Raw genomic sequence first — 23,944 nt, forward strand, 5'->3', positions numbered from 1 at the left:
AACTAATACCTTATTATTTGGACCCCGATCCTTCGAGTTGTATACCATTAATTTTAGCTATTGATTTTTCAATGGCAGCTGGTTTTGTATTGTTAATACTGTTATTAATCTGTTCGGCATTAATTTCTGGGGCAGAGGTGGCGTTGTTTTCCCTTAGCCGTGCCGATATTGAAGCGGCAATGGAACAAAGCCCCAAACGTATTCAAATTATTTCCAATCTTTTAGAGCGACCTAAAAAACTTTTGGCAACCATATTGGTGGCTAATAACTTTATAAATATTGCTATTGTTATTCTGTTTGCTTACTTGGGCGATTCGCTTTTTAATAAGATAGCCTCTCATATCGCCCGTTTTATTTTAGAGGTTGTTATCGTTACCTTTTTAATTTTGCTCTTTGGCGAAATATTGCCCAAGATTTATGCCAGTAGAAACAAGCTTAAGTTTGCTAGCTTTATGGCATACCCGCTACGTGTTTTAGATGTTGTCCTTTCACCCATTAGCTTGCCCATGCGAAGTGTGACATTGACCATTCATAACAAATTTGGCAGAAAAAAATCCAATTTAAGTATCGATCAATTATCCCAAGCATTGGAGCTTACCAGTGAAGAAGATACAACCAAGGAAGAGCAGAAGATTTTACAGGGTATCGTGTCCTTTGGTAATACAGACACCAAGCAAGTGATGCGCCCCCGTATAGATATTTTTGCTTTAAATATTGAGTCGAAATATACAGATATTATGCCTGAAATTATTGAAAATGGCTATTCGCGTATTCCAGTGTACCAAGACAATATAGATACCATTAAGGGGATACTCTATGTTAAGGACTTATTGCCTTATATAGATAGAAAGCAATTCGATTGGGCCAGTTTAATACGGGAGCCCTTTTTTGTGCCAGAGAATAAAAAACTGGACGATCTTATGGCAGAGTTTCAGGAGAAAAAGGTTCATTTAGCAGTAGTTGTAGATGAATATGGAGGCACTTCTGGTTTAATCTCTTTGGAAGATATTATTGAAGAAATTGTTGGAGATATAAGTGATGAGTTCGATGATGAGGATTTAATGTACTCCAAACTCGATGATAATAATTATGTGTTTGAAGGAAAAACAGCCCTAAAGGATTTTTATAAGGTAGTAAAACTAGAAGACGAATCTATTTTTGAAGCCAACAAAGGGGAAGCCGAAACTATAGCGGGATTTGTATTGGAAATATCAGGAAGTTTCCCTAAGCTCAACAGTAAAATAAAATTTGAAAATTACGTTTTTACTATAGAAGCTTTAGATAAAAAACGCATTAAACTTATAAAATTTACTATAAAATAAATGAAAGGGTATTTTTATATAATATGCATTGTCTTAGTTGTATTGGTTTCCTGTAAGGACGATGTCGTCCCTAAGCCACGTGCCTATTTGCGTTTGGACTATCCAGAAGCTAGATATAGTAAAGCCGATATTGATTTGCCGGTTTCTTTTGAAAAGAACAAGCTTGCAACAAAGTTAAGTATAAGGCCCGTTCAAGGTTCTACAAAAAGTTATGGTGTAGATTTAGGATATCCCAACATGAAGGGTACTATTTATTTAACCTATAAGGCTATAGAAGGCAGCAAGGAAAATTTAATAGCTTTTTTAAAGGATGCTCAAAACTTTACACAAAAGCATACCATAAAGGCCGATGAGATTAAAGAGAAACAGTATATAAATAAAGAACAGCGTGTTTATGGTATGTTTTACGAAGTTGGGGGCAATGCCGCTTCACAATCCCAATTTTATGTTACCGATAGCACAAATCATTTTTTAACAGGGTCGCTTTACTTTTATGCTAAGCCAAATTACGATTCCATTTTGCCTGCAGCACATTATTTGGAGAAAGATATTAGGCATATTATGGAAACAGTTAAATGGGAATAAACTTAAAAATTCGTTGAATTGCATTATTTTTAGTGTTTAAAATGATTTTTTGACATAAAGTCAGTTGATAATTGCTTGTTTTTTGTATGTTTATCATGCTTATGTTAAAATATTATTGAATGTTGAAAAATGAGTTAAAGGATCTCATAAGTAATAAATCACTATTAATACTGCTTTTTTTTGGCATACTTTTTTTAGATGCTTTTGGAGCAATGTTTCCAAACATATTGAATAGGCAGGTAACCTTGTTTTTGCCATTGCCCATTATTTTTGTAAATTACTTATTAAAAGCAAATAGAAAGAATAAATGGTTTTTATTAAGTTTAGTCCTAAATTTTTTAGGGATAGTTAATTTTAATACGGTTTATGAAACTTATGGGTCATTAGGGCTGTGGTTTCACTCACTAGCTTTCTTTTGTTATATTGTAATACTTGTTAAGCATTATTCTCGAGAGATTAGTTTGAAACGTACTTTTGTCTATTCGGCAGTAATAGTATGTTTAGTGACATTTTTTTTAGTACTCTACGCTAAAGGAATAAAAAAGATGCTCATTTTTTATGACATACTGTTATATGTTTTGTTTGTAACGCTGTTCGTTATTTTTGCAGTTGTTTTATATGAAACCAATAGAACAAAAAAGAATAGGTTTTTGTTGTTCTCTGCAGTTTTTATTTTTTCCAGTACATGTTTTCAAGGATACAACTTGTTTCTGGAACCTTCTGGGTCTTTTTTGTTTTTAGCTATAATAGGTTTAAACTTGACACATTATTTCATGAGCAAATTTTTATTGGAAAAAGAAAAGCATTTTTCGGTAATTACTAATAATGTGTATCGTAAAGAAACACATTATTAGCTATAAAGCACTTTTCATTGTAAAGTCTAAAACCTATTGCTTGATAGTTATTTGGTAGAAAAAGCATCAACCGTTTTCATGTCACTTACTTTGTAGGTATCGGCAACACCCGTTACTGTTTTTTCTAATAATGTAGGTGTTACTTTAGCTTCATCGTATTCAACCATGGCCAATTTTTTGTCAAAATCTACTTTAGCATAGGAGACTCCGTCCATTTTGGCAATCTTTTTTTCTATAGTAGCAGCACAACCAATAGCGCAGGTCATTCCTTCAACAGTAAATTCGGCTTTAGCATAAGTTGCGTTTGGATCTATTGTTTTGGTTGCCGAGTTTGTTGAAGTATTTGCTATTGCTGTTTCAATCGTTTTAACTTCTGGATTTGTGCTATTTTTGCAATTAAGGGCAAATAATGTAATTGCCATCAATACTATAATATTTTTAAAGAGTTTCATTTTTTATGGGTCTAAAGTTTGTGCAAAATTACTAAATATTGCTGTTTATTACCTGAAAAATCAGAGTTTTGTACTTTTTTAAAACATTAGTATGCTTATAGGAAAATCCAAATGGACATATCTTTTTGTGCTTTCTTTAATTTGGGGAAGTTCATTTATTTTAATCAAGAAAGCCTTAATAGGGTTAACTCCTGTTCAGCTAGGTGCTCTCAGAATTATTTTTACTAGCTTTTTTTTGTTTGTCGTTGGGTTTAAAAAAGCAAAGACCATAAAGGTTAAGGAGTGGAAGTGGATTATAGCAACAGGGTTTTTGGGTACTTTTTTTCCAGTATTCTTTTTTGCATTTGCAGAAACCGAAATAGATAGTGCTGTAGCTTCTATTCTAAATTCTTTAGTGCCCCTGCATACTGTTGTTTTAGGGTTTGTGGTATTTAAAATAACATCGACTAAACGACAGGTATTTGGCGTTATACTTGGATTGTTGGGTGCTGTAATGCTTATTTATAATGGAGCATCCTTAAATGCAAACCAAAATTATTTATATGTTGTTTTTATCATCATGGCTACCATAACTTATGCAGCAAGTGTTAATATATTAAAGCGGTATCTGCAACATGTGGATGCATTAACCATTGCCATAGGTAATTTTGTGTCTATTATTTTACCTGCAATCATCATTCTGTTGTGGTCTGGATTTTTTAGTAAAAAGGTATTTGAAAACCCCAATTTTGAATCGTCTATGTTTTATATTGTGATTCTTTCTTTAATAGGAACAGCAATCGCTAAAGTGTTATTTAACAAGCTGGTTCATATGGCTACTCCAGTTTTTGCATCTTCGGTTACCTATTTAATGCCAATAGTGGCTATTTTCTGGGGGCTTTTAGATGGAGAAGTGTTTGGTTTTAAGCAAGGAATAGCCAGTCTCGTTATTTTATTAGGAGTTTATTTATCCCATAAACGCAGACAATAAATACATAAAAACCTTTTTTAATAGGTGCTTTAAAGAAATTAATAAAGCTAAAATTATTTTAATACATAAATTTTCACGAAATTTATTAGGTGAATTAAATATGTATTAAGATGAAACAGCTATCACTTCCCATTCGTTTTGGTGTAGTCACCAGTGTTGTTTTAGTAGCTTATTTCTTATTGCTTTCTTTATTTCATAAGCATACTAATCCAGCGTTTAGTTTTTTTAATGCTGTTATTACCGCTTTTGGAATTTATGAAGCTATAAGGGTTTATAAATTGCAGTATTTAGAAGAATTCACCTACGGAGAGGGTTTTAAAACAGGGCTTATAACAGGAGGCGTTGCCACGGTGTTGTTTACTGTTTTTTTCCTATTCTATGCTACTGAGGTTAATGGCAACTTTATTCCGCAATTATTAGAGGTCATAAAAGGTGGTTTCGACACCAATGTTGGGATGATTACAGCTGTGGTTGCTATTATGGGGTTTGCTACCACTGTAATTTGCACACTTACCATTATGCAGCTCTTTAAAAAGAGTCAAAATGTTTTCCAAAATAAATAAAACGTTTGTAGTTTAATTAATTAGCAGTATATTTGCACCCGCCTTCCAAAAAGGTAGGTGCATTTTTTTAATAAATTAATTAATTAATAAAAACGTTACGCTATGTACGCAATTGTAGAGATAGCAGGGCAACAATTTAAAGTTGAAAAAGACCAAAAAGTTTTTGTTAATCGTTTACAAACTGAAGAAGGGAAGCAAGTAGCTTTCGATAACGTTCTTTTAGTAGGTGATGGTGACAAGGTAACAGTAGGCGCCCCAGCTATAGACGGAGCACAAGTAAGTGCTAAAGTCTTAAAGCACCTTAAAGGTGATAAGGTTATAGTTTTCAAAAAGAAAAGACGTAAAGGTTACCGTGTTAAGAACGGTCATCGTCAAGCTTTAACCGAAATAGTAATTGAAGGTATTGCTGCTTCAGGAGCTAAAAAAGCTGCTCCAGCAAAAGCAAAAGCAGATACAACAACCAAGAAAGCAGAAGCTAAAACTGAAGCCCCAAAGGCAGAAGCAACTCAAGATTTAAGCAAATTAACTGTTGCTGAATTAAAAGAGATGGCAAAAGCAAAAGGTATTGAAGGGATTTCTTCTATGAAGAAAGCCGATTTAATAGCTGCTTTAAGTTAATAATTAAAAAATAAAATCGAAATACAATGGCACATAAAAAAGGAGTTGGAAGTTCGAAAAACGGTAGAGAATCAGAATCGAAACGCTTAGGTGTTAAGATTTTTGGTGGACAAGCTGCTATAGCAGGAAACATTATCGTAAGACAAAGAGGTAATACACACCACCCAGGTGAAAATGTATATGCTGGTAAAGACCATACATTACATGCCAAAGTTGATGGTATTGTAAAGTTTACTAAGAAAAAGGATGACAAATCTTATGTTTCTATAGAGCCATTTGAGGCTTAAGAAACAGATTTCTTAAATACATGCCCTGAGTTTAGTCGAAGGGAAAAGCCCTTTCTGTTTTTCAGAAAGGGCTTTTTGTTTCTAGTTTGTATATTTACTCTAAACATAGAACTTATGGAAGGGTACTCCGGAACACCGCTTGCAAAAAAGCTGGGTATAAAAAGCGGATTTAAAATAGTGTTGGTAAACCGGCCTAAGCACTATAAAGAATTGTTTGCAGACTTTCCTGAAGATATTATTGAAGTTTTAGAGCCTAAGAAAGAGCAAATAGATTTTATCCATGTATTTTGTGTCACGTTAAACGATTTAAAAACACAAATGGTCAAGCTGAAACCTTTATTAAAAAAAGATGGATTGATTTGGGTGAGTTGGCCTAAAGGCGCTTCAAAAATAGAAACTGAATTGAGCCGTGATATTATAAGGGATTATATGTTGTCTGAAATCAAGTTGGTTGATGTTAAAGTGGCAGCCATTGATGCCGATTGGAGCGGATTGAAATTTGTTTATAGAAAAGTAGATAGAAAAAAGACTTAAAGACTGTTAAATTTAAACAGCCTCTAAGCCTAAGCTTTGTTAATTTAATGATTTTGTTGGGTATATCATTCTTTTTGTTTCGATAAATAAGTTACCAAAGAAGCAAATTCTTCAAAAGAAAGTGCGTTGGCTAAGCCCGCAGGCATCATAGATGTTTCTTGGGTTTCTCTATCAGAAATATCACTTGTTTTTATGGTGAACTCTTGTCCCGCAATATTACGCATTACTAATTTATCAGGAGTTTCAGAAGTGACAAAGCCAGCATGACTATTTCCGTCTTTAGTGTTTATTATTACTGTTGCAAAGCCTTGTGAAATGGAAGCATTGGGTTTTAAAATGGATTCTGCAATTTGCTCGCGAGTCATTATAGAACCAATTTGTCCCATAAAAGGGCCTTTTAGGGCGTCTCCTTTTTTAATGCTATGACAGGCCACACAACCTTGTTGGGTAAATAGTGCTTCTCCTTTAGAAGGATCCCCCTTGATTTTAGAAATGGCAATCATGACATCTTCAATGGAGGTTTTTCCTATTTGTCCTTTTTTATTTTTTATTTTTTCAAGGTCAACTTTAATTTCCTCTTTAGTAAAGTTGTCTTCTTTACTGCCAAAAGCAACAATCCCCATACGGTGCTTTTCATTTAATTCAACTAAAAAAGTTTTTTCTTTAGCATTGGTTTGTTCCCAAACACTAGTTAGAAAGGCTTCAATTTTTTCTGAACCATCCCAATTAATGCTTTTATAGTATGGGCCATGGGTGTCTGGTCTAGTGCTCCACCACCAAGAGCCATCGTAGGGTGCCTCTTTTTTATATAATCTGGATAATGTAGTGAGGATTTCTTTTTTATAGTTTTCGTTTTCGGATGTTTTATGAGCTTCTATTAGTCCCTCTACCGAACGTATGTCGTGCATGTATTTTAATGCCCAAAGGCCTAAAGCAGATTCGTTATTTTTAACAGCATCCAAACAGGCTTCTACGGCATTCATGTTAACCAAGGCCTGAACGGCTAAATGAGCTGGGATAATGGCTGCGTTTGGAGTGGCATGTGGGCCTTCGGTTCCGGCTGGGGGTGCGATAGCGTTTGAGGGTACTGGAATTTGAAGTAATGCCCTGGCGGTTTTAAGATCTCCAATACGTCCAAGTCCTATAATTGCAGCGGCTTTAATACGGTCTGAGGGATCATTTAAAGCGTCTATGAATAAGTCTGTTGGTAAGCTTTTTAATCTGGATTTGCGATCTGTTAAGGCTTTTAAAACAAACTCCTTAACTGCTTTGTCATGGCATAATGTTATTAGATTTTCCTGTGCTCCTTGGTAATTTATCTGTGCATAAGCAAATATTGCAGCGACTCTAGTGTCTAATGGAAGTGCTTTGTCTATAGCGATATCCCAAGCTGCTACAGAGGCTTTTTTGGCGGACCTGGTAATTAACTCCTGTTGAACATGTAATCTAACGACGGCGGACCTTTCTTTTAGTAATGCCGCTAATTCTTTTATAGAAAGTTTTTTTAGGTTGGGAAGTGCTTGGTATTTCCAATTTTTTGGTACGGCTCTAACAACAAATCCTTTATCTGGGTTTCCGGAATATCCAGCGCCATCCCAGGCACTCATGAACATGCGACCAGATGCGTCAACATCTAAATCTGTAATTTGGGCTAGTTTAATAAAAGGTTCTTCAGATTGTTTAAAGCTGGCACCGTCTGGAGCAACACGATGGATAAATAATTGATTTCTGCCCCAATCGGCCATCATGGGAACTTTGTTGTACTGTTCTGGCCAACGGTTGTCATCCATAAAGAGGGCTCCAGTGCCAGAGCCACCACCAACATCTACAAGAGCAGGAATGATTTCATTTGTAAAGTGCTTGAATAATACAGGGTATCCATATTCTCCCGATTGAATATGATGGGAAAAACGAACATTCCAACCGCCACCGTCGTTAGTGTTTCCTCTTGTGAAAATATTCATATAGGGGTCTACGGCGACATCGTAAATATTTCTCATGCCATGGGTGTAAACCTCCATTTCTGTTCCATCTGGCCTAACCCGAACAATACCACCACCAAGCATGGTTAATTTTTTTCCAGAACGATCTGTAGCATTATGAAAACCAAAATCGCCTACAGCAATATATATCCACCCGTCTATTCCCAACCGAATACCATTGGTAGCATGGTCGGTGCCACGATTAGCGACCTGTGTCCCAGAGCAAATGTTTTTTATTAGTAGTTTGGAAGGACCATCGGCAATATCATCATGGTTTTTATCTTCAAAAACAACCAAATCCATTCCCGTAGCTATGCCTGTATCTTTTGAGAAAATGGTATGCAATACAAAAAGTTGATCGCCTAAAGCGATAATTCCACGAGGATTGTCAACTTTGGCATACTCAGAATACAGGTCTGCTTTACCATCATTATCATTATCTATTAGTTTTACAATACTGCCTTTTCCGGGTTCTTTTCCCAGAGATCCCATCATGTCTACACCTACATAGACTTCTCCGGAAGGGGCAACTGCAAGACAAGCTGGGCTGGGAACAATATCTGGCCCAGCAAATGCCGCGATGGAAATTTCATTAGGGGCGTCGTTATTTTCTATTTTAATATCTATGGATTTGTCTTCAATTGGTAGGGCTTTACTTTCTACCTGAGTACAATTGTTAAGTGTGATAGCTGTAATTAGAGTTAATAAAAATTTGGGTGTATGATGCATTTGTTTCGTTGTTATTAGACCTTTATTTTCTTTCAATTGGTTTATTGATTAGCTATAAGAGTTGTGTTCTACTTTTATAGGGCACTCAAAAAACGTTGTATGTATATGATTTACAGTTAAATTGATTGTGTATAAAAGTAGTTAACCCAATCGTTAATATCGTTTAATTTTTTTCAATGAAAAAAACCGAACAAAAAAGTATGTCTGATAAGGGGACTAGGTTGTGTGATTTTGGGTTGCGGTTTAGTTGGTGGTTCCTGTAGAAATAAATACCAGAATATCATTTACACACCGATTTAAATCGGTTTTAATGTCTTTGCTCCAAAACCTGAAAACGGTAAAGCCTAAGGAAGTTAATTGTTGGTTTACTTCTTTATCGCGTTGCATATTGCGTTCTATCTTTGGAATCCAAAATCTGCGATTGCTTTTAATGGTTTTTTGGCGTTCGTTCCAATTGTAGCCATGCCAAAACTCACCATCTATAAAAACAGCTAGTTGGTATTTTTTTATGGAAACATCGGGTTTTCCGGGAAGCGATTTGTTATCGACACGATAGCGAACATTGTGCTTCCATAGTGCCTTGCGGAACAATAATTCGGGTTTGGTGTTTTTACCCCGTATGCTGCTCATTATTTTTGAACGCTTTTTGGTGGTGTAAAAACCAGAAGCTTCATTAAAGCGTGGGACTTTTATTTTGGGTTCGTCATAGACCATAGCAACTTAAAATTAATAAAAAACCCTCACATTACTGCAAGGGTTCTTAAGTATCTTAAATGCTGAAACCTGTTCAGTATGGTAAATTAATATCTATAATACTCTGGTTTGAACGGGCCTTCAACTTGTACGCCAATATATTCTGCTTGGTCTTTACGAAGTTCGGTAAGTTCTACACCAATTTTAGCTAAGTGCAATTTGGCTACTTTTTCATCTAAGTGCTTAGGCAACATATATACCTTGTTTTCGTAGTTGTCGCTATGGTTCCAAAGTTCTATTTGTGCCAAAGTTTGGTTGGTAAATGAGTTACTCATTACAAAACTTGGGTGACCGGTAGCACACCCTAGGTTAACTAAACGACCTTCAGCAAGAATAATGATGTCATTGCCATTAACCGTGTATTTGTCAACTTGTGGTTTAATAGTGTTTTTGGTATGCCCGTAATTTTTGTTCAGCCAAGCCATGTCAATTTCGTTATCGAAATGCCCAATGTTACATACAATGGCTTTGTCTTTTAAGGCTTCGAAATGCTCACCTCTAACGATATCTTTATTTCCTGTAGTTGTAATTACAATATCGGCATTAGGTGCAACGGTCTCTAGTTTTTTCACTTCAAAACCATCCATAGCAGCCTGTAGGGCACAAATAGGGTCAATCTCGGTAACGGTAACAATACTTCCGGCACCTTTAAAAGAAGCAGCAGTACCTTTACCTACATCGCCATAGCCACAAACCACGACACGTTTTCCAGCAAGCATCACATCGGTAGCGCGACGAATGGCATCAACGGCACTTTCGCGACACCCATACTTATTGTCGAATTTACTTTTGGTTACACTATCGTTTACATTTATGGCAGGCATAGGGAGCGTGCCATTTTTAACACGGTCATAAAGTCTGTGTACTCCTGTTGTGGTCTCTTCACTTAGCCCTTTGATTTCTGCAGTTAGCTCTGGGTATTTATCTAAAACCATATTGGTTAAATCGCCACCATCATCTAAAATCATATTAAGGGGCTTTCTGTCCTCACCAAAAAATAAGGTTTGCTCAATGCACCAATCAAACTCCTCTTCAGTCATGTCTTTCCATGCATAAACGGCAGTTCCGGCAGCAGCTATAGCAGCAGCGGCATGGTCTTGAGTAGAGAAAATATTGCAGGAACTCCAAGTGACTTCTGCTCCTAAAGCCTGAAGGGTCTCTATAAGAACCGCTGTTTGAATGGTCATATGCAGGCACCCAGCTATACGGGCCCCTTGTAATGGTTTTGAGTCTCCATATTCTTTGCGTAAACTCATTAATCCGGGCATTTCTGCTTCGGCCAATTCAATTTCTTTTCGACCCCAATCGGCAAGTGTTATGTCCTTTACCTTATGTTGTACGTACGGAATTGTTTTTGTATCCATATTTGTAATTTCTCTATTTTAAAATGTTACTTGCCTTTGGGTTTAAGAGGTAAATAGTTAACTTCGCTAAGTTAAAAAATCCAAATGCGCCTTAGGCGCTGCAAAGATAACCAATAACTTTCAGATTATTAAATGCCTCTATTTAAAACTATTGCTGTAAATTCACAAACAACTGTTAAAATCTGGAAGATAACAGAGTCGTATAGCGATTTAAAAAATGCTGTTAGCTTAAAACCCGAAAATGAAGATAGGGTGCAGGGGATGAAGAGTGAGATTCACCAACGCGGTTTTTTAAGCGTGCGTTGTTTGATCAATGCTTTTGGTTATCTAGATTCCGATTTATATTATGATGAAAATGGGAAACCTCATTTAAAGGATGGAAGGCAAATTTCCATAACGCATTCATTCATTTTTTCTGCAGTTGTTATAAGTGAGGGAGTGGTAGGTATAGATATCGAAAAACAACGGGATAAAATAGCTGTAATAGCCCACAAGTTCGTGGATTATGAGTTTGATTATTTAAATAGTTCAGCGGTAGACTACATAAAAAAGTTAACAACCATTTGGTGCATCAAAGAATCGTTGTATAAGTTGTTTGCAACGCCTGGACTGAGTTTTAAGAATCATTGTTTGGTTATTCCGTTTTCACATGATGAAAATTTTACAAAGGCTTGGGTGGATTACAACGGTAGAAAGCACGACTATGTGACACACTACTTGGAGTTTGAAGGGTTTGTCTGTGCTTATGCCTTAAAAGAATATTAGTCGAGTTGAAGAGGTGAAAACAAAATCCATCTATAAAAATATACTAGCGTCAGTGCATTTGAAAGAGCGGCTTTTAGCGGTTTTAGTGGATCCTGATAAGTTTTGTGTTGAAAAAACGAAAGCTTTTTTTAAAAAAGTTAACGCATCAATAATAACCCATGTATTTGTTGGAGGAAGTACGGTTGAAGAAAGGGCAACAGCTAGGCTAGTGGAGGCAATAAAACAACACACCAATTTGCCTGTGGTTTTGTTTCCTGGTGATGTGACCCAAATTTCTGAAAAGGCTGATGCGCTTTTATTTTTGTCCTTGATTTCTGGAAGAAACCCAGAATATTTAATAGGAAAGCATATTGAAGCCATTTCAAAATTAAGGAAAATAAACCTTGAGGTGCTTCCAACGGGTTACCTTTTAATAGAAAGCGGAAAGAAAACAGCGGTTGAAACAGTCACCAATACGAAACCACTATCGAGAAGTGATATGCAAACGATTATTGATACGGCCAAAGCAGGAGAGTATTTGGGAATGCAAATACTATATTTAGAGGCTGGTAGCGGTGCTCTACAACCTGTATCTAAAGCGATAATAGCATTGGTAAAACAAGATATAGCTATTCCGCTCATTGTTGGTGGGGGTATAAAAAATAAAGAGCAGTTGGAAAACGCTTATCATGCGGGAGCCGATATGGTAGTTATTGGTACGGCTTTTGAGGACGATGAATCGTTTTTTGATGAATTAAAAAAATAGGTCGCTGAGGTGCTCGAAGCGATATTAACCTAAAATTTGTGGTGGTTTCGAGAGCCTCAACCACCAAGAGATTATGAAAATATCGGTAGAATTAACATTAACGCCATTGCAAAACGAGTTTGAACCTGCTATTATTCATTTTATAAAAAAGTTACGGGCATCGAACCTAAACGTATTGGAAAATCCATTGAGTACCCAGGTTTATGGTGATTATGATGAGGTGATGCAGTTGCTAACTACAGAAATAAAAGAAGCGTTTGAGCTCATTGAGCGTGGGTTACTGTATATGAAAATTGTAAAATCAGACAGACACGATTATGAACCCCATTTTTGATTGGTTGTTTTCACAATACCAAGGCGTTCCAACGCATTTAATTGTGCTTGAATTGGTAGGTGTGTTCTTTGGTTTTTTAAGTGTTTGGTATTCTAAGCAAGAAAATATTCTGGTATACCCAACAGGTATAATAAGCACGGCAATTTTTGTTTATATTTTATTGGTTTTTAGCCTCTTGGGCGATATGCTCATCAATGCTTATTACTTTTTAATGAGTATTTATGGATGGTATTACTGGTCTAGAACAGACGACAATAACAATGAAGTGCCCGTTACAAGAACAACCAAAACAGAGCATATGTGGAGCATTGCCATTTTTGCTTTAACGATGTTATTTGTTGTTATGGTTTATATTGTGAATGATAAGCTTGATAGCTGGACAGCTTATGTAGATACTGTAACCACAGCTATATTTTTTGTAGGGATGTGGCTTATGGCAAGAAAGAAATTAGAGAACTGGACGTATTGGATTATTGGAGATATTATTTCAGTGCCTTTATATGCATACAAAGGCTTAATATTTACATCGTTTCAGTATTTACTATTTACTATAATTGCGATTTATGGTTATAAAGCATGGAAGAGAAACTTAAACAACAACCTGCAAACTGCTTAAAAGTGGTTTTGTTTGGCCCGGAATCTACCGGAAAGACAACACTGTCCAGGCAATTGGCAAGACATTATAATTCGGTTTGGGTGCCAGAGTATGCTCGTGAATATCTTCAAAACAAATGGAATAACGAACGAAAAACCTGTGAACCAAAAGATTTGTTGCCCATTGCAGAAGGACAAATGCTATTGGAAAATGAATTGGCCCAGAAAACAGATACCGTATTATTTTGTGATACCGATTTATTGGAAACCAAAGTATATTCTGAAGCTTATTACCTTGGGACTTGTGATCCCATGCTTGAGAAATATGCGCTGGAAAACACTTACAATTTATATTTTTTAACTTATATTGACATCCCTTGGGAAGCCGATGATTTGCGGGATAAACCAAATGAAAGGGAGCATATGTTCAATGCTTTTCAGGACACTTTAATTAAATACAACAGACCTTATGTTTTGCTTAAAGGAAACAAAAAAGAACGCCTTGAAGAAAGCATAAGGCACATAGATAAATTATTAAAGCATAGGTAGTGATTTTTTCAGATAACGATATACAACAAATTAAAGCAAAAGGTTTAAGCTTAAAGCAAGTAGAAGCACAAATAGACCTTTTTAAAACGGGACTTCCATATGTTAACTTAAAGAAGGCGGCAACATTAGGCGATGGAATCCTTCAGTTAAATGTTGAAGAACAAGAACAATATTCCAAACTTTTCGAAAACAGAAAAGATGACGTTTCCATAGTGAAATTTGTGCCAGCCTCTGGAGCGGCTACTAGAATGTTCAAGTTTTTATTTCATTTTTTGGAAGATTATAACCTTGAAGAAGAGTCTATTAATGCTTATAGAAACAGGCAGAAGAAAAACGATCTTTCCGTGTTTTTAGTGGGACTGGAAAAGTTTCCTTTTTTTGAAGAGGTTATACATAAATCGCACGAAAAGGTATCAAATTTCAATACGCTTTCCTATGATAGACAACGCGTTGAGATTATAAAAACAATGTTAGATAGTGATAGGCTAAATTATAGTTATTCTCCTAAAGGGTTACTGCCTTTTCACAGGTATAATGACCATGTTTCTACAGCTTTTGAAGAGCATTTGTTCGAAGCAGCCAAATATGCTTCGTCAAATGGTATGGCCAATCTTCATTTTACCATATCCGAAAAGTATAAGCATAAGTTTGACGAAGAGTTTAAATATATTGAAGAAGAAGTAGAAGAAATAACCAGTACAACTTTCAATATAGCTTTTTCTTACCAAAAGCAAGCTACGGACACTATTGCAGTAACTCCCAAAAATTTACCATTTAGGACCATTGATGGTAACTTGGTATTTAGGCCTTCTGGCCATGGAGCTTTGCTTGAAAACCTTAATGCTATTGATGCCGATGTGGTTTTTATTAAAAATATTGACAATGTGGTCGTGAGTCAATATGCCGAAGAAGTAGCTTTCTATAAAAAGATGTTGGCAGGGATTTTATTAGAAAAACAAACACAAGCCTTTCTTTACTTAGAGCGCTTAGGTCAAGGGGATTTAACTGAAAATGAGATTTCGGAAATGGCTCAATTCCTGTCAAAGCAAATGAATGGTTATGTAAGCGATGCGTTTGGAAACTATTCTAAAGAACATCAAATGCAGTATTTAAGGGAAAAGCTAAACCGCCCCATTCGCGTGTGCGGTATGGTAAAGAATGAAGGAGAACCCGGTGGCGGGCCTTTTTGGGTTAAAGACGAAAGCGGTAATATATCTTTGCAAATAGTAGAGTCTGCTCAGATCGATAAAAAGGACGAGACCCAAAAGGACATTTTAAAAAGCGCCACACATTTCAATCCAGTTGATTTGGTCTGCGGTATTAAGGATTATAAAGGCAACAGGTTCGATCTTTCAAAATATGTAGACCCAAAAACAGCATTTATTACCATGAAAACCAAGACCGGAAAAGATTTGAAAGCCCTTGAACTTCCAGGTCTATGGAATGGCAGTATGGCTTACTGGAACACTATTTTTGTTGAAGTACCACTTATCACCTTTAACCCAGTAAAAACGGTTAACGATTTGCTAAAGGCGCCACATCAATATTTATAATGTTAAACGAAGAAACTTTATTACAAGAATTAAATTTTAAGGCCATTAGAAGCTCGGGCAGTGGTGGTCAACATGTCAATAAAGTGGCTTCAAAAGTAGAGTTGAGCTTTAACATAGAGAAGTCTTTGGTTTTTTCTGATGAGCAGAAAGCCTTGCTTTTAAATAAACTTCAGAATCGATTAACCAAAGAAGGGGTTTTAATATTGCAATGCGACACCAATAGGAGCCAGCATAAAAACAAAGCCTTGGTTGTAAAACGGTTTTTAGAGCTTATAAAGTCGGCATTGGTTAAACCCAAGAAAAGGATTCCAACCAAAATACCCAAGGCAGTGATTAAAAAGCGCCTAAAAGACAAGCGCAAATTGTCTGACAAAAAGGTAAATAGAAAGCCTCCACAATTGCCTTAGAATTATTGCCAATTATTCATTGCTAACTGTTAATTCTTAATTAATTTTACAGTGTTCTCAAAAAGGGGTGCTTAAAAGAGTTGGTTGCCATAAGATTAAACATCTAACTTCCAACTAAGCAAGCTGAGATCATACCCATTGAACCTGAGCAGGTAATGCTGCTAAGGAAATGAAGCGTCATTGCGAATCTTGAGATATCAAGATGAAGCAATCTCATTAATTAAAAGATTACTTCGTCGCAAACTCCTCGTAATGACTGTTTAATAATATTTAACAAATAAAGAATAATGACCTCTTTTTATTCGATTTAAATTTTTATTTATCTCGACATGAAAAACAGATTTCTTTTTTTAGCACTTTTGGTGTTATCAGTCAGTGCTATTGCACAACAAAATCAAGTACCGCAAGATTCAACAAAAACTGAGAACTTGGATGAAGTTCTGGTAAAAGCCGTTCGCGTTAATGCCAATTCACCCATTACCCATTCGAATATTTCAAAAGAAGAACTAGAAAAACGGAATTTGGGACAAGACATCCCCATTTTGTTAAATTATTTACCCTCTGTGGTGACGACCAGCGATGCAGGGGCAGGTATTGGTTATACAGGTATTCGTGTTCGCGGTACCGATGCTACCCGTGTTAATGTAACTATTAATGGTATTCCGTATAATGATCCTGAAAGCCAAGGCACGTTTTGGGTGAATTTAGGCGATTTTGCCTCATCAACCCAGAGTTTGCAACTACAACGTGGTGTAGGAACATCTACTAATGGCTCCGGGGCATTTGGTGCTAGCTTGAACTTGTTAACCGATTCGTTCTCTGAAACAGCTTCCGCCGAAATATCGAATAGCTTTGGAAGTTATAATACACGCAAGCATACGGTGAAAATGAGTACAGGAGACATTTTGGGTGCTGAGCGTAGTCGAAGCATTGAGTTTTCTGGACGTTTTTCTAAAATTTATTCCGATGGTTATGTAGATCGTGCTTTTACCGATTTAAAATCCTATTTCCTTCAAGGGGTATATAAAGACGATAACACCTTGATAAAGGCTTTGACCTTTGGAAATAAAGAATACACCTATCAATCTTGGTATGGTTTAACAGCAGAGCAACTAAAAGAAGACCGTCGCCAAAACCCATATACCTACGAAAATGAAACCGATAACTATTGGCAAGATCATTACCAATTGCATTGGAACGAACGCTTGGATAATCATTGGTCGACTAACTTAGGCTTAAACTATACAAAAGGGAAAGGCTATTTTGAACAATATAAAGAGGGAGAATCGGCCGCAAGTTTTAATAATTTAATTGAAGAAGGATCGGATGTTATTGTGCGTCGTTGGTTAGACAACAATTTTTACGTAGCTAATGCCAATGTGACCTATAAAAAAGATTACCTAGAAATAATTTCTGGGTTGTCTTACAGTAATTACATAGGAGATCATTTTGGAGAAGTGATTTGGGGAAGTGATTTGGCGCCAAATACATCCATTAGAGATCGTTATTATGATGGAGATGCCTCCAAAAATGACTTTAGTATATTTTCTAAGGCCACATTTAAGTTTGCAGAAAAGTTTACGGGCTATATCGATTTACAAGGACGCTTTGTAAGCTATAAAACCAATGGCATAAATTCAGATAGGGTACCTTTTGTGACCGATGCCAAATTTGATTTCTTCAATCCAAAAGTGGGGTTGACCTATAAGCATTGTGATGCCAATAGTTTTTATGTCTCTTATGCCAGGGCAAACCGAGAGCCTAATCGCGACGATTTTAAAGCAGGGATAACAGAAAATGAAACCCTTAACGATATTGAGTTGGGATGGCGTTACCATACAGGTAAGGTGTCTGTAAACACCAATGTGTACTATATGTTTTATCAAAACCAGTTAGTGTTAACGGGCGAATTGGATGATGTAGGTAGTCCCGTTAGAGTTAATGTAGATGAGAGTTATAGGTTGGGCGTAGAGGTCGACGCCAATATTAAGTTTTGTGATGTCTTTAATGCCTCTACTAATGTGGCTTTAAGTAGTAATAAGATAAAGGATTTTGGAGTTGCTGTTAATGGAGAGTATGTGAACTTAGGAGACACTAACATCTCATTTTCGCCAGAATTGATTATAGGCAATGCGCTTAATTTTAAACCAGTTGAAAATTTGCAAATATCATTACTAAGTAAATATGTTGGCGAACAATATTTAGGAAACATTGATAATGATTTATCAAAGTTGGACAGTTACTTTGTAAATGACCTTAATATAGTTTATGAGATTAAACCAAATAGATTGTTCAAATCCATTGTGATTTCTGGATTGATAAATAATATATTCAATAAGGAATATGTATCTAATGGTTATTTCGGTTCATATGATTATGATGATCCTTCTAGTTCAACTGGAAAAACCACAGGCTATTATACGGGCTATTATCCACAGGCCACAACAAATTTTTTGGTTGGGGCGACCTTGAAGTTTTAGGTATTTAATTAAAAACGACTGTCTAAAAAGTGATGAGTTTTGATCATTCAGAGCTGTAAGACTGAGCGCAGTCGAAGTCAAAGCGAACCTGCCTACGGGCGATCAGGGGATCTTATTTTGTTAATAATCTGCGGTTTGAGATTTTTAGAGATTCTTCATTTCACTTCGAGTACCTCAGTGATCACATTCAGAATGGCACTTTTTAGACAGTCGTTTTAATCATTATAAACTCTAATAATAGAGCCCAAAACTTCAACTTTATAACGTATTAATGGGTAGTTTCCTGTTGTGCCTTCTCTCATAACGCCATTTAATATATCATAAGAATTACCATCATCACAATCACAGGTAGCTATTATGCCTTCCACACTAAGTTTAGAGCATGAACTTATCGCATGATTGGGATCTGTAATTTCAAAGGCGTTATAATTAGTCCCACCGGCATAATAAAGCACAAAACCGTTTATTCCGTAGGGGTTGTCAACAACCACAAAATTACCTGGTAATTTTAATTTATTAAATTGAGGTAAATTGGTGTTTATTAAATCTCCAGTATCAAATTCGTAATTTGGTAGGTAAGGATTTTTAATTATATCGTTATTAGCACTACACCCAATTAAAAAAATAATACAAATAATATAAGCGAAAGATTTCATGTTCTATTTATAATGCGTTCTATATTAAAACGCAAATTACAGTAAATATTTTGTATACTTCCTTAAAGCATTTTAATTTTCTGTAAATACCTGAAGTAAAGACCTTTTAGGTAGATATTGAAAAAATAACTAAAAATTTGTATTTTTGTATGGCAATCTCGTGTAAACGGGATTTTTTTGTATGCTGAACCCCTGTGCTAATAAAAGTTTAAGTAGGTTTCAGCATCTTTTTATTAAATAAAACAATGACGTTATGAGTAAAGTATCATATTACACAGCCGAAGGATTAAAAAAATTGAGAGATGAGTTAAACCATCTAAAGGATGTAGAGCGTCCAAAAGCATCTCAGGCAATTGCTGAAGCGAGAGATAAAGGGGATTTAAGTGAAAATGCCGAATACGATGCTGCTAAAGAAGCACAAGGGTTATTGGAAATGAAAATTTCTAAGATGGAAGAGACTTTGGCTAACGCTCGTTTAATAGATGAATCGCAGTTAGACACTTCAAAAGTATTGGTTTTGTCTAAAGTGAAGATAAAGAACCAAACCAATGGTATGGAAATGGTTTATACTTTAGTAGCCGAAAGTGAGGCCGACTTAGCCTCTGGTAAAATTTCGGTTAATTCTCCTATTGGAAAAGGATTATTGGGTAAATCGGTTGGCGATGTGGCCGAAATTCAGGTGCCTAATGGTATTATGAAGTTCGATATTATTGAAATTTCCAGATAACAACTAACAAATAACATAATAATTGGATTCCTAATTTTTACTGAAAATCGATTCAGTTTTAATTAGGAATCTTTTTATATTTACAAGTACACTAAACCCTCATTATTATGGCTTCAATTTTCACTAAAATAGTTAACGGAGACATTCCTTGTTATAAAGTGGCAGAGACCGATGCGTTTTTGGCGTTTTTGGACGTTAACCCCAATAGTAAGGGGCATACACTCTGTATCCCAAAAAAGGAAGTGGATAAGATTTTCGACTTAGATGAGGAAACTTATAACGGATTGATGTCTTTCTCCAGACAAGTCGCTATTGCTATAGAAAAGACCATTCCCTGCAAACGTGTTGGGGTGAGCGTTATTGGTTTGGAGGTGCCACATGTGCATGTGCATTTAATACCCTTGCACTCTATGGAAGATGCCCGCTTTACAACTAAGGCCAAGTTATCTTCAGAAGAATTTCAAGAGATTGCCAAAGCCATAAATGCAAATCTATAGTTTTTGGTAAAGCATTAAAGAAATTATTGAAACGAGTATCAAAAGTAATGTGGCAATCAGTATCCAAGAAGCCGTTTTTAACTTTACAGTTGCTTTTTTAGGTGTAAAAGCCTTTTTGTGATATTCGAAAACCTGCTCGATATCGTCTGTCCATTGCACTGGGTATATGGGGCTATTACAGGTTTTGCAAGCTAGCTCGTGTTTAATTTCCCGGGTAATCGAGTTATAAAATTTGGTGTTTACTATACGCTGTTTAAAACTTAAGTACAGTCCGTCATTATTAAAACAAACAGGACAGTTGTTTTTTAAGGCAACTTCTTTAATGTGTATAAAATGATCCTGCATATTAAGCACGTTTTAAGGAAATCTGTATGGTTGAGCCCTTACCGATTTCAGAATGTAAAACTTTTATTTTCCCATCATGGAAATCTTCAATAATACGCCTGGTGAGCGATAAACCTAGCCCCCATCCTCTTCTTTTGGTGGTATAGCCAGGTTCAAAAATTTTACGAAAATCCTTCTTCAAAATCCCTTTTCCCGTATCTGTGACTTTTACTTTTACATTATCTTCAAGTTGTGAGATTTCAATAGTAAGGTTGCCCCTGCCTTTCATCGCATCGATAGCATTTTTTACCAGATTTTCGATGGCCCAGCTATAAAGCTGTTTGTTTAAATATACGGGAATTTCATCATCTGGGATTTTCATTTCAAAATGTATAAGATTTGAAGATCGCGCTTTTAAGTAGTCGAAAGAATCTACAGTCTCTTCAATAATATCTACAATTTCAAGTGTTGGAACCGAACCTATCTTGCTAAAACGTTCGGTAATGGTTTGTAGACGGTCGATATCTTTTTCAATTTCGGTAATATAATTGGGGTTAACCTGTTCGGTTTTTAAAAGTTCGGCCCAACCAATTAAAGAAGATAACGGTGTGCCTATTTGATGAGCCGTTTCTTTGGCCATGCCCGACCACAACTTGTTTTGGCTTGCATTCTTGTTACTTCGGTAAAAGAAAAATATCACGGCACTAAACAAAATAATAATGAGCAATAAAGCTAAAGGGTAATATTTTAGTTTGTTTAGAAGCGGGGAATTACCGTAATAGATGGTCGATAAAACTTCGTCTTTATAAACTACTTGAATAGGCTCGTATTCATTTTTAAATTTAGAAATAAGTCGCTTTATGTATATGGAATCATTTGCCTTTTTTTCTTCAATGTTATTTGAGTCATAACTACCATCTTGACTCATAATAATCATGGGCGTGGTCTTGTTGCTCTGTAAAATTTCAATGGAAAGCTCGCCAATATCTTCATTAAGGTCGGTATTCTTACTCAATTCTTTTTGAGCTTTGGCCCAAATTTTCATTTTGGTCGTTTCTTCGGCCTTAAAATTTTGAAAGAATACATAGGTGTTCCATAGAATTAGTGATACTAAAACAAAAGAGACTGCTATGATAAGCCAGCGAACTGTATTTTTGTATTCTGTAAAGATCATCATTGGTTGTTTAACATGTAATATAATGCAAATCTGTTAATATTATTGTGCAAGTTGTTAGTAAATCTGTTTTCAGTTAACTGGTAGATTGGTTACTTTTGTTGAAATTCAAAATAATTAATGACCTCTTTCGATCCAAAAGCATTAGCGACTAATATATTACAAGGTTATTTGCAGAGTGCTATAGCGCCTAGACCTATTGCTTTTGCCAGTACGATAGATGCAGAAGGCAACCCCAACCTATCGCCTTTTAGTTTTTTTAACGTATTTAGTGCCAACCCTCCAGTTTTGGTATTTTCGCCATCCCGTCGTGTTAGGGATAATACGGTAAAACATACACTGTTGAATATAGAAGAAACTAAGGAAGTGGTTATTAATGTGGTGAATTATGATATTGTTCATCAAATGTCACTAAGTAGCACCGAATATGGCAAAGACATTAATGAGTTTGAAAAGGCTGGGTTGACCATGTTACAATCAGATGAGGTAAAACCTTTTAGGGTAGCCGAGTCGCCCGTACAGTTTGAATGCCAGGTGAATGATATTATTAAATTGGGTCAAGATGGCGGTGCTGGAAATTTAATTATATGTGAAGTGGTTAAATTCCATATCAGTGATAAGGTGTTAAATAACGATGGAAGCATCAATCAAGAGAAGTTGGATTTGGTAGCTAGGGCAGGAGGCAGTTATTATAGTAGGGCAAAAAATGGCTTTTTTGAAATTCCTAAGCCAATTAAAACATTAGGCTTAGGAGTAGATAATTTGCCAGATGCTATACGAAATAGTGAGGTCCTAACCGGAAACGATTTGGGCATGTTGGCCAATGTAGAAAACTTGCCAACACAGGCTATGGTAAAAGCCTTTATAGAGGATAAGTTAGACAGATATCCCAATCTTAATGCATTATCTGCTAATGAAAAGCACAAATTGGCACAAAACTATTTAAGCTATGGTGATGTAGAAAGTGCATGGCATATATTATTAAGTTAAAAAAAGAGTAAATAATTGATATAAATAAAAACTAATGGAAGTTCAAGGAAGAATTAAAATGATTGGCGAAACCCAAACTTTTGGAGCAAATGGGTTTAGAAAAAGAGAAATAGTAATCACTACTGATGAGCAATACCCACAACACATTATGGTAGAGTTTGTTCAAGATAAAACCGATTTGTTAAACAGTTACCAAGTGGGACAACAAGTGAAAATTAGTATTAATTTACGAGGTAGGGAATGGGTAAACCCCCAAGGTGAAACCAAATATTTCAATTCCATACAAGGATGGCGTATAGAAGCATTACAGGCAGAAGCAGCAGGCGATAATATACCTCCTGTGCCACCAGCAGATGCTTTTGAACCTGCGGGAGACTTAAAAGAAGACGATCACGACGATTTACCGTTTTAATAACAAATTGTTTGTTGCCCTGAGCACAGTCGAAGGGTGTTATAAAAAACCTTTCAGTATTATATTGAAAGGTTTTTTATTTTTATAAAATGCATTATTTAACAAAAAAAATATGGTTCCCTTCTGTTGATAAGGCTACACCAGAAGGCCTATTGGCTATTGGTGGAGATTTATCGGCAGAGCGATTATTATTGGCCTATCAATCGGGGATTTTTCCATGGTTTAGTGAAGGCGAACCTATTTTATGGTGGTCGCCCGATCCGCGTTTTGTTTTGTTTCCCGAGAAACTTCGGGTTTCCAAAAGTATGAGGCAAACACTACGTAAATGCAATTATGAAGTCACGATCAATAAATCGTTTAAAGAAGTTATAACCGAATGTTCTAAAACTGAAAGAATAGGTCAGGCAGGAACCTGGATTACCCAACATATGATAGATGCCTATGTAGAGTTACATGAAAAGGGTTATGCTAAATCGGTTGAAGTATGGAAAGAAAGTAGTTTGGTGGCTGGGCTCTATGGTGTCGACCTAGACAATGGTGTGTTTTGTGGTGAAAGTATGTTTACTAAAGAAAGTAATGCTAGTAAAGCAGGATTTATTACTTTTATTCAAAACAGCAACTATAAATTAATAGATTGCCAAGTGTATACCAATCATTTAGAGAGCTTAGGGGCCGAAGATGTACCAAGAAGCTTGTTTTTAAAGTATTTAAAAAATAAATAGTT

Annotated in this window: 27 protein-coding genes; 20 read left to right on the plus strand and 7 right to left on the minus strand. The window is 35.9% G+C overall.

What is annotated here, in order from left to right:
- The first annotated feature begins 17 nt into the window (after window positions 1-17).
- Window positions 18-1,322, plus strand: a complete 1,305-nt coding sequence (locus tag MR062_RS09290; RefSeq protein ID WP_242203880.1) for a gliding motility-associated protein GldE — start codon at window positions 18-20, stop codon at window positions 1,320-1,322.
- A complete protein-coding gene (gldD, locus tag MR062_RS09295) occupies window positions 1,323-1,907 on the plus strand; it encodes a gliding motility lipoprotein GldD (RefSeq protein ID WP_242203881.1) in 585 nt (194 codons plus the stop codon).
- A 901-nt stretch (window positions 1,908-2,808) separates the two neighbouring features.
- Here the strand turns inward: gldD and MR062_RS09300 are convergent.
- Window positions 2,809-3,213: a heavy-metal-associated domain-containing protein gene (locus MR062_RS09300; RefSeq protein ID WP_242203882.1), complete on the minus strand. Its 405-nt coding sequence runs from the start codon at window positions 3,211-3,213 to the stop codon at window positions 2,809-2,811.
- A 91-nt stretch (window positions 3,214-3,304) separates the two neighbouring features.
- Between MR062_RS09300 and MR062_RS09305 the strand changes: the two genes are divergently transcribed.
- From MR062_RS09305 to MR062_RS09325, 5 genes are all read left to right on the plus strand, one after another.
- Window positions 3,305-4,183, plus strand: a complete 879-nt coding sequence (locus MR062_RS09305) for a DMT family transporter (protein WP_242203883.1) — start codon at window positions 3,305-3,307, stop codon at window positions 4,181-4,183.
- Window positions 4,184-4,293: 110 nt separating this feature from the next.
- On the plus strand, window positions 4,294-4,746 hold the full coding sequence (locus tag MR062_RS09310; RefSeq protein ID WP_242203884.1) for a DUF4199 domain-containing protein: 453 nt from the start codon (window positions 4,294-4,296) through the stop codon (window positions 4,744-4,746).
- A 102-nt stretch (window positions 4,747-4,848) separates the two neighbouring features.
- Window positions 4,849-5,364 (plus strand): 50S ribosomal protein L21, encoded by a 516-nt coding sequence (rplU, locus tag MR062_RS09315; protein WP_242203885.1) that lies wholly within the window; start codon window positions 4,849-4,851, stop codon window positions 5,362-5,364.
- A 26-nt stretch (window positions 5,365-5,390) separates the two neighbouring features.
- Window positions 5,391-5,651, plus strand: coding sequence for a 50S ribosomal protein L27 (gene rpmA / locus MR062_RS09320; RefSeq protein WP_242203886.1), 261 nt, complete (start codon window positions 5,391-5,393; stop codon window positions 5,649-5,651).
- Between the two features lie 114 nt (window positions 5,652-5,765).
- Window positions 5,766-6,185 (plus strand): DUF3052 domain-containing protein, encoded by a 420-nt coding sequence (locus tag MR062_RS09325; RefSeq protein ID WP_242203887.1) that lies wholly within the window; start codon window positions 5,766-5,768, stop codon window positions 6,183-6,185.
- A gap of 65 nt (window positions 6,186-6,250) precedes the next feature.
- Here the strand turns inward: MR062_RS09325 and MR062_RS09330 are convergent, their stop codons facing one another.
- The 3 genes from MR062_RS09330 to ahcY form a co-directional block, all read right to left on the minus strand.
- A complete protein-coding gene (locus MR062_RS09330) occupies window positions 6,251-8,896 on the minus strand; it encodes a DUF7133 domain-containing protein (RefSeq protein ID WP_242203888.1) in 2,646 nt (881 codons plus the stop codon).
- 243 nt (window positions 8,897-9,139) lie between these two features.
- The gene (locus MR062_RS09335; protein ID WP_242203889.1) at window positions 9,140-9,610 is read right to left on the minus strand and encodes a very short patch repair endonuclease; all 471 of its coding nucleotides are present in this window, start codon (window positions 9,608-9,610) and stop codon (window positions 9,140-9,142) included.
- A gap of 86 nt (window positions 9,611-9,696) precedes the next feature.
- Window positions 9,697-11,013: an adenosylhomocysteinase gene (gene ahcY / locus MR062_RS09340; RefSeq protein ID WP_242203890.1), complete on the minus strand. Its 1,317-nt coding sequence runs from the start codon at window positions 11,011-11,013 to the stop codon at window positions 9,697-9,699.
- Window positions 11,014-11,145: 132 nt separating this feature from the next.
- Here ahcY and MR062_RS09345 point away from each other — a divergent pair, with 132 nt between their 5' ends.
- The 8 genes from MR062_RS09345 (at window position 11,146) to MR062_RS09380 (ending at window position 18,440) form a co-directional block, all read left to right on the plus strand.
- A complete protein-coding gene (locus MR062_RS09345) occupies window positions 11,146-11,778 on the plus strand; it encodes a 4'-phosphopantetheinyl transferase family protein (RefSeq protein ID WP_242203891.1) in 633 nt (210 codons plus the stop codon).
- A gap of 13 nt (window positions 11,779-11,791) precedes the next feature.
- Window positions 11,792-12,523, plus strand: coding sequence for a geranylgeranylglyceryl/heptaprenylglyceryl phosphate synthase (locus MR062_RS09350; RefSeq protein WP_317235801.1), 732 nt, complete (start codon window positions 11,792-11,794; stop codon window positions 12,521-12,523).
- Window positions 12,524-12,596: 73 nt separating this feature from the next.
- A complete protein-coding gene (locus MR062_RS09355; protein ID WP_242203893.1) occupies window positions 12,597-12,857 on the plus strand; it encodes a thiamine-binding protein in 261 nt (86 codons plus the stop codon).
- Window positions 12,841-13,473: a nicotinamide riboside transporter PnuC gene (gene pnuC / locus MR062_RS09360; RefSeq protein WP_242203894.1), complete on the plus strand. Its 633-nt coding sequence runs from the start codon at window positions 12,841-12,843 to the stop codon at window positions 13,471-13,473. The genes MR062_RS09355 and pnuC overlap by 17 nt, the downstream gene beginning before the upstream one ends.
- Entirely contained in the window at window positions 13,434-14,000 is a 567-nt protein-coding gene (locus tag MR062_RS09365; RefSeq protein ID WP_242203895.1) for an AAA family ATPase, read from the plus strand. Before pnuC ends, MR062_RS09365 begins: the two co-directional genes overlap by 40 nt.
- Window positions 14,000-15,553, plus strand: coding sequence for a DUF4301 family protein (locus MR062_RS09370; protein ID WP_242203896.1), 1,554 nt, complete (start codon window positions 14,000-14,002; stop codon window positions 15,551-15,553). Before MR062_RS09365 ends, MR062_RS09370 begins: the two co-directional genes overlap by 1 nt.
- A complete protein-coding gene (arfB, locus tag MR062_RS09375; protein ID WP_242203897.1) occupies window positions 15,553-15,960 on the plus strand; it encodes an alternative ribosome rescue aminoacyl-tRNA hydrolase ArfB in 408 nt (135 codons plus the stop codon). Before MR062_RS09370 ends, arfB begins: the two co-directional genes overlap by 1 nt.
- Window positions 15,961-16,289: 329 nt before the next feature.
- Window positions 16,290-18,440, plus strand: coding sequence for a TonB-dependent receptor (locus MR062_RS09380; protein ID WP_242203898.1), 2,151 nt, complete (start codon window positions 16,290-16,292; stop codon window positions 18,438-18,440).
- Between the two features lie 215 nt (window positions 18,441-18,655).
- Here MR062_RS09380 and MR062_RS09385 read toward each other — a convergent pair whose 3' ends face one another.
- Complete coding sequence (locus tag MR062_RS09385; protein ID WP_242203899.1) at window positions 18,656-19,096, minus strand: hypothetical protein; 441 nt, start codon at window positions 19,094-19,096, stop codon at window positions 18,656-18,658.
- A 253-nt stretch (window positions 19,097-19,349) separates the two neighbouring features.
- On the opposite strand from MR062_RS09385, the gene greA reads away from it, so the two are divergent.
- Together greA and MR062_RS09395 are read left to right on the plus strand one after the other, a co-directional pair.
- Complete coding sequence (gene greA, locus MR062_RS09390) at window positions 19,350-19,823, plus strand: transcription elongation factor GreA (protein ID WP_242203900.1); 474 nt, start codon at window positions 19,350-19,352, stop codon at window positions 19,821-19,823.
- A gap of 107 nt (window positions 19,824-19,930) precedes the next feature.
- Window positions 19,931-20,320 (plus strand): HIT family protein, encoded by a 390-nt coding sequence (locus tag MR062_RS09395; RefSeq protein WP_242203901.1) that lies wholly within the window; start codon window positions 19,931-19,933, stop codon window positions 20,318-20,320.
- Here the strand turns inward: MR062_RS09395 and MR062_RS09400 are convergent.
- Both MR062_RS09400 and MR062_RS09405 read right to left on the minus strand, forming a co-directional pair.
- Window positions 20,315-20,665, minus strand: a complete 351-nt coding sequence (locus tag MR062_RS09400) for a hypothetical protein (protein WP_242203902.1) — start codon at window positions 20,663-20,665, stop codon at window positions 20,315-20,317. The two genes, MR062_RS09395 and MR062_RS09400, sit on opposite strands and share 6 nt — an antisense overlap.
- 1 nt (window position 20,666) lies before the next feature.
- Window positions 20,667-21,818, minus strand: a complete 1,152-nt coding sequence (locus MR062_RS09405; protein ID WP_242204015.1) for a sensor histidine kinase — start codon at window positions 21,816-21,818, stop codon at window positions 20,667-20,669.
- A 120-nt stretch (window positions 21,819-21,938) separates the two neighbouring features.
- Here MR062_RS09405 and MR062_RS09410 point away from each other — a divergent pair, with 120 nt between their 5' ends.
- The 3 genes from MR062_RS09410 (at window position 21,939) to aat (ending at window position 23,942) form a co-directional block, all read left to right on the plus strand.
- The gene (locus MR062_RS09410) at window positions 21,939-22,808 is read left to right on the plus strand and encodes a flavin reductase family protein (RefSeq protein WP_242203903.1); all 870 of its coding nucleotides are present in this window, start codon (window positions 21,939-21,941) and stop codon (window positions 22,806-22,808) included.
- Between the two features lie 34 nt (window positions 22,809-22,842).
- Window positions 22,843-23,220 (plus strand): DUF3127 domain-containing protein, encoded by a 378-nt coding sequence (locus MR062_RS09415; protein ID WP_242203904.1) that lies wholly within the window; start codon window positions 22,843-22,845, stop codon window positions 23,218-23,220.
- Between the two features lie 89 nt (window positions 23,221-23,309).
- Complete coding sequence (gene aat / locus MR062_RS09420; protein WP_242203905.1) at window positions 23,310-23,942, plus strand: leucyl/phenylalanyl-tRNA--protein transferase; 633 nt, start codon at window positions 23,310-23,312, stop codon at window positions 23,940-23,942.
- The last annotated feature ends 2 nt before the right edge of the window (window positions 23,943-23,944 follow it).

This window comes from Aestuariivivens insulae (assembly GCF_022662195.1).
GTDB lineage: Bacteria > Bacteroidota > Bacteroidia > Flavobacteriales > Flavobacteriaceae > Aestuariivivens > Aestuariivivens insulae.

Bases quoted from the DNA above. Each gene is read 5' to 3' on its own strand.
- gldD (WP_242203881.1), top strand. From the start codon at position 1,323: ATGAAAGGGTATTTTTATATAATATGCATTGTCTTAGTTGTATTGGTT.
- MR062_RS09300 (WP_242203882.1), bottom strand. From the start codon at position 3,213: ATGAAACTCTTTAAAAATATTATAGTATTGATGGCAATTACATTATTT.
- MR062_RS09305 (WP_242203883.1), top strand. From the start codon at position 3,305: ATGCTTATAGGAAAATCCAAATGGACATATCTTTTTGTGCTTTCTTTA.
- MR062_RS09310 (WP_242203884.1), top strand. From the start codon at position 4,294: ATGAAACAGCTATCACTTCCCATTCGTTTTGGTGTAGTCACCAGTGTT.
- rplU (WP_242203885.1), top strand. From the start codon at position 4,849: ATGTACGCAATTGTAGAGATAGCAGGGCAACAATTTAAAGTTGAAAAA.
- rpmA (WP_242203886.1), top strand. From the start codon at position 5,391: ATGGCACATAAAAAAGGAGTTGGAAGTTCGAAAAACGGTAGAGAATCA.
- MR062_RS09325 (WP_242203887.1), top strand. From the start codon at position 5,766: ATGGAAGGGTACTCCGGAACACCGCTTGCAAAAAAGCTGGGTATAAAA.
- MR062_RS09330 (WP_242203888.1), bottom strand. From the start codon at position 8,896: ATGCATCATACACCCAAATTTTTATTAACTCTAATTACAGCTATCACA.
- MR062_RS09335 (WP_242203889.1), bottom strand. From the start codon at position 9,610: ATGGTCTATGACGAACCCAAAATAAAAGTCCCACGCTTTAATGAAGCT.
- ahcY (WP_242203890.1), bottom strand. From the start codon at position 11,013: ATGGATACAAAAACAATTCCGTACGTACAACATAAGGTAAAGGACATA.
- MR062_RS09345 (WP_242203891.1), top strand. From the start codon at position 11,146: ATGCCTCTATTTAAAACTATTGCTGTAAATTCACAAACAACTGTTAAA.
- MR062_RS09355 (WP_242203893.1), top strand. From the start codon at position 12,597: ATGAAAATATCGGTAGAATTAACATTAACGCCATTGCAAAACGAGTTT.
- pnuC (WP_242203894.1), top strand. From the start codon at position 12,841: ATGAACCCCATTTTTGATTGGTTGTTTTCACAATACCAAGGCGTTCCA.
- MR062_RS09365 (WP_242203895.1), top strand. From the start codon at position 13,434: ATGGAAGAGAAACTTAAACAACAACCTGCAAACTGCTTAAAAGTGGTT.
- arfB (WP_242203897.1), top strand. From the start codon at position 15,553: ATGTTAAACGAAGAAACTTTATTACAAGAATTAAATTTTAAGGCCATT.
- MR062_RS09380 (WP_242203898.1), top strand. From the start codon at position 16,290: ATGAAAAACAGATTTCTTTTTTTAGCACTTTTGGTGTTATCAGTCAGT.
- MR062_RS09385 (WP_242203899.1), bottom strand. From the start codon at position 19,096: ATGAAATCTTTCGCTTATATTATTTGTATTATTTTTTTAATTGGGTGT.
- greA (WP_242203900.1), top strand. From the start codon at position 19,350: ATGAGTAAAGTATCATATTACACAGCCGAAGGATTAAAAAAATTGAGA.
- MR062_RS09395 (WP_242203901.1), top strand. From the start codon at position 19,931: ATGGCTTCAATTTTCACTAAAATAGTTAACGGAGACATTCCTTGTTAT.
- MR062_RS09400 (WP_242203902.1), bottom strand. From the start codon at position 20,665: ATGCAGGATCATTTTATACACATTAAAGAAGTTGCCTTAAAAAACAAC.
- MR062_RS09405 (WP_242204015.1), bottom strand. From the start codon at position 21,818: ATGATCTTTACAGAATACAAAAATACAGTTCGCTGGCTTATCATAGCA.
- MR062_RS09410 (WP_242203903.1), top strand. From the start codon at position 21,939: ATGACCTCTTTCGATCCAAAAGCATTAGCGACTAATATATTACAAGGT.
- MR062_RS09415 (WP_242203904.1), top strand. From the start codon at position 22,843: ATGGAAGTTCAAGGAAGAATTAAAATGATTGGCGAAACCCAAACTTTT.
- aat (WP_242203905.1), top strand. From the start codon at position 23,310: ATGCATTATTTAACAAAAAAAATATGGTTCCCTTCTGTTGATAAGGCT.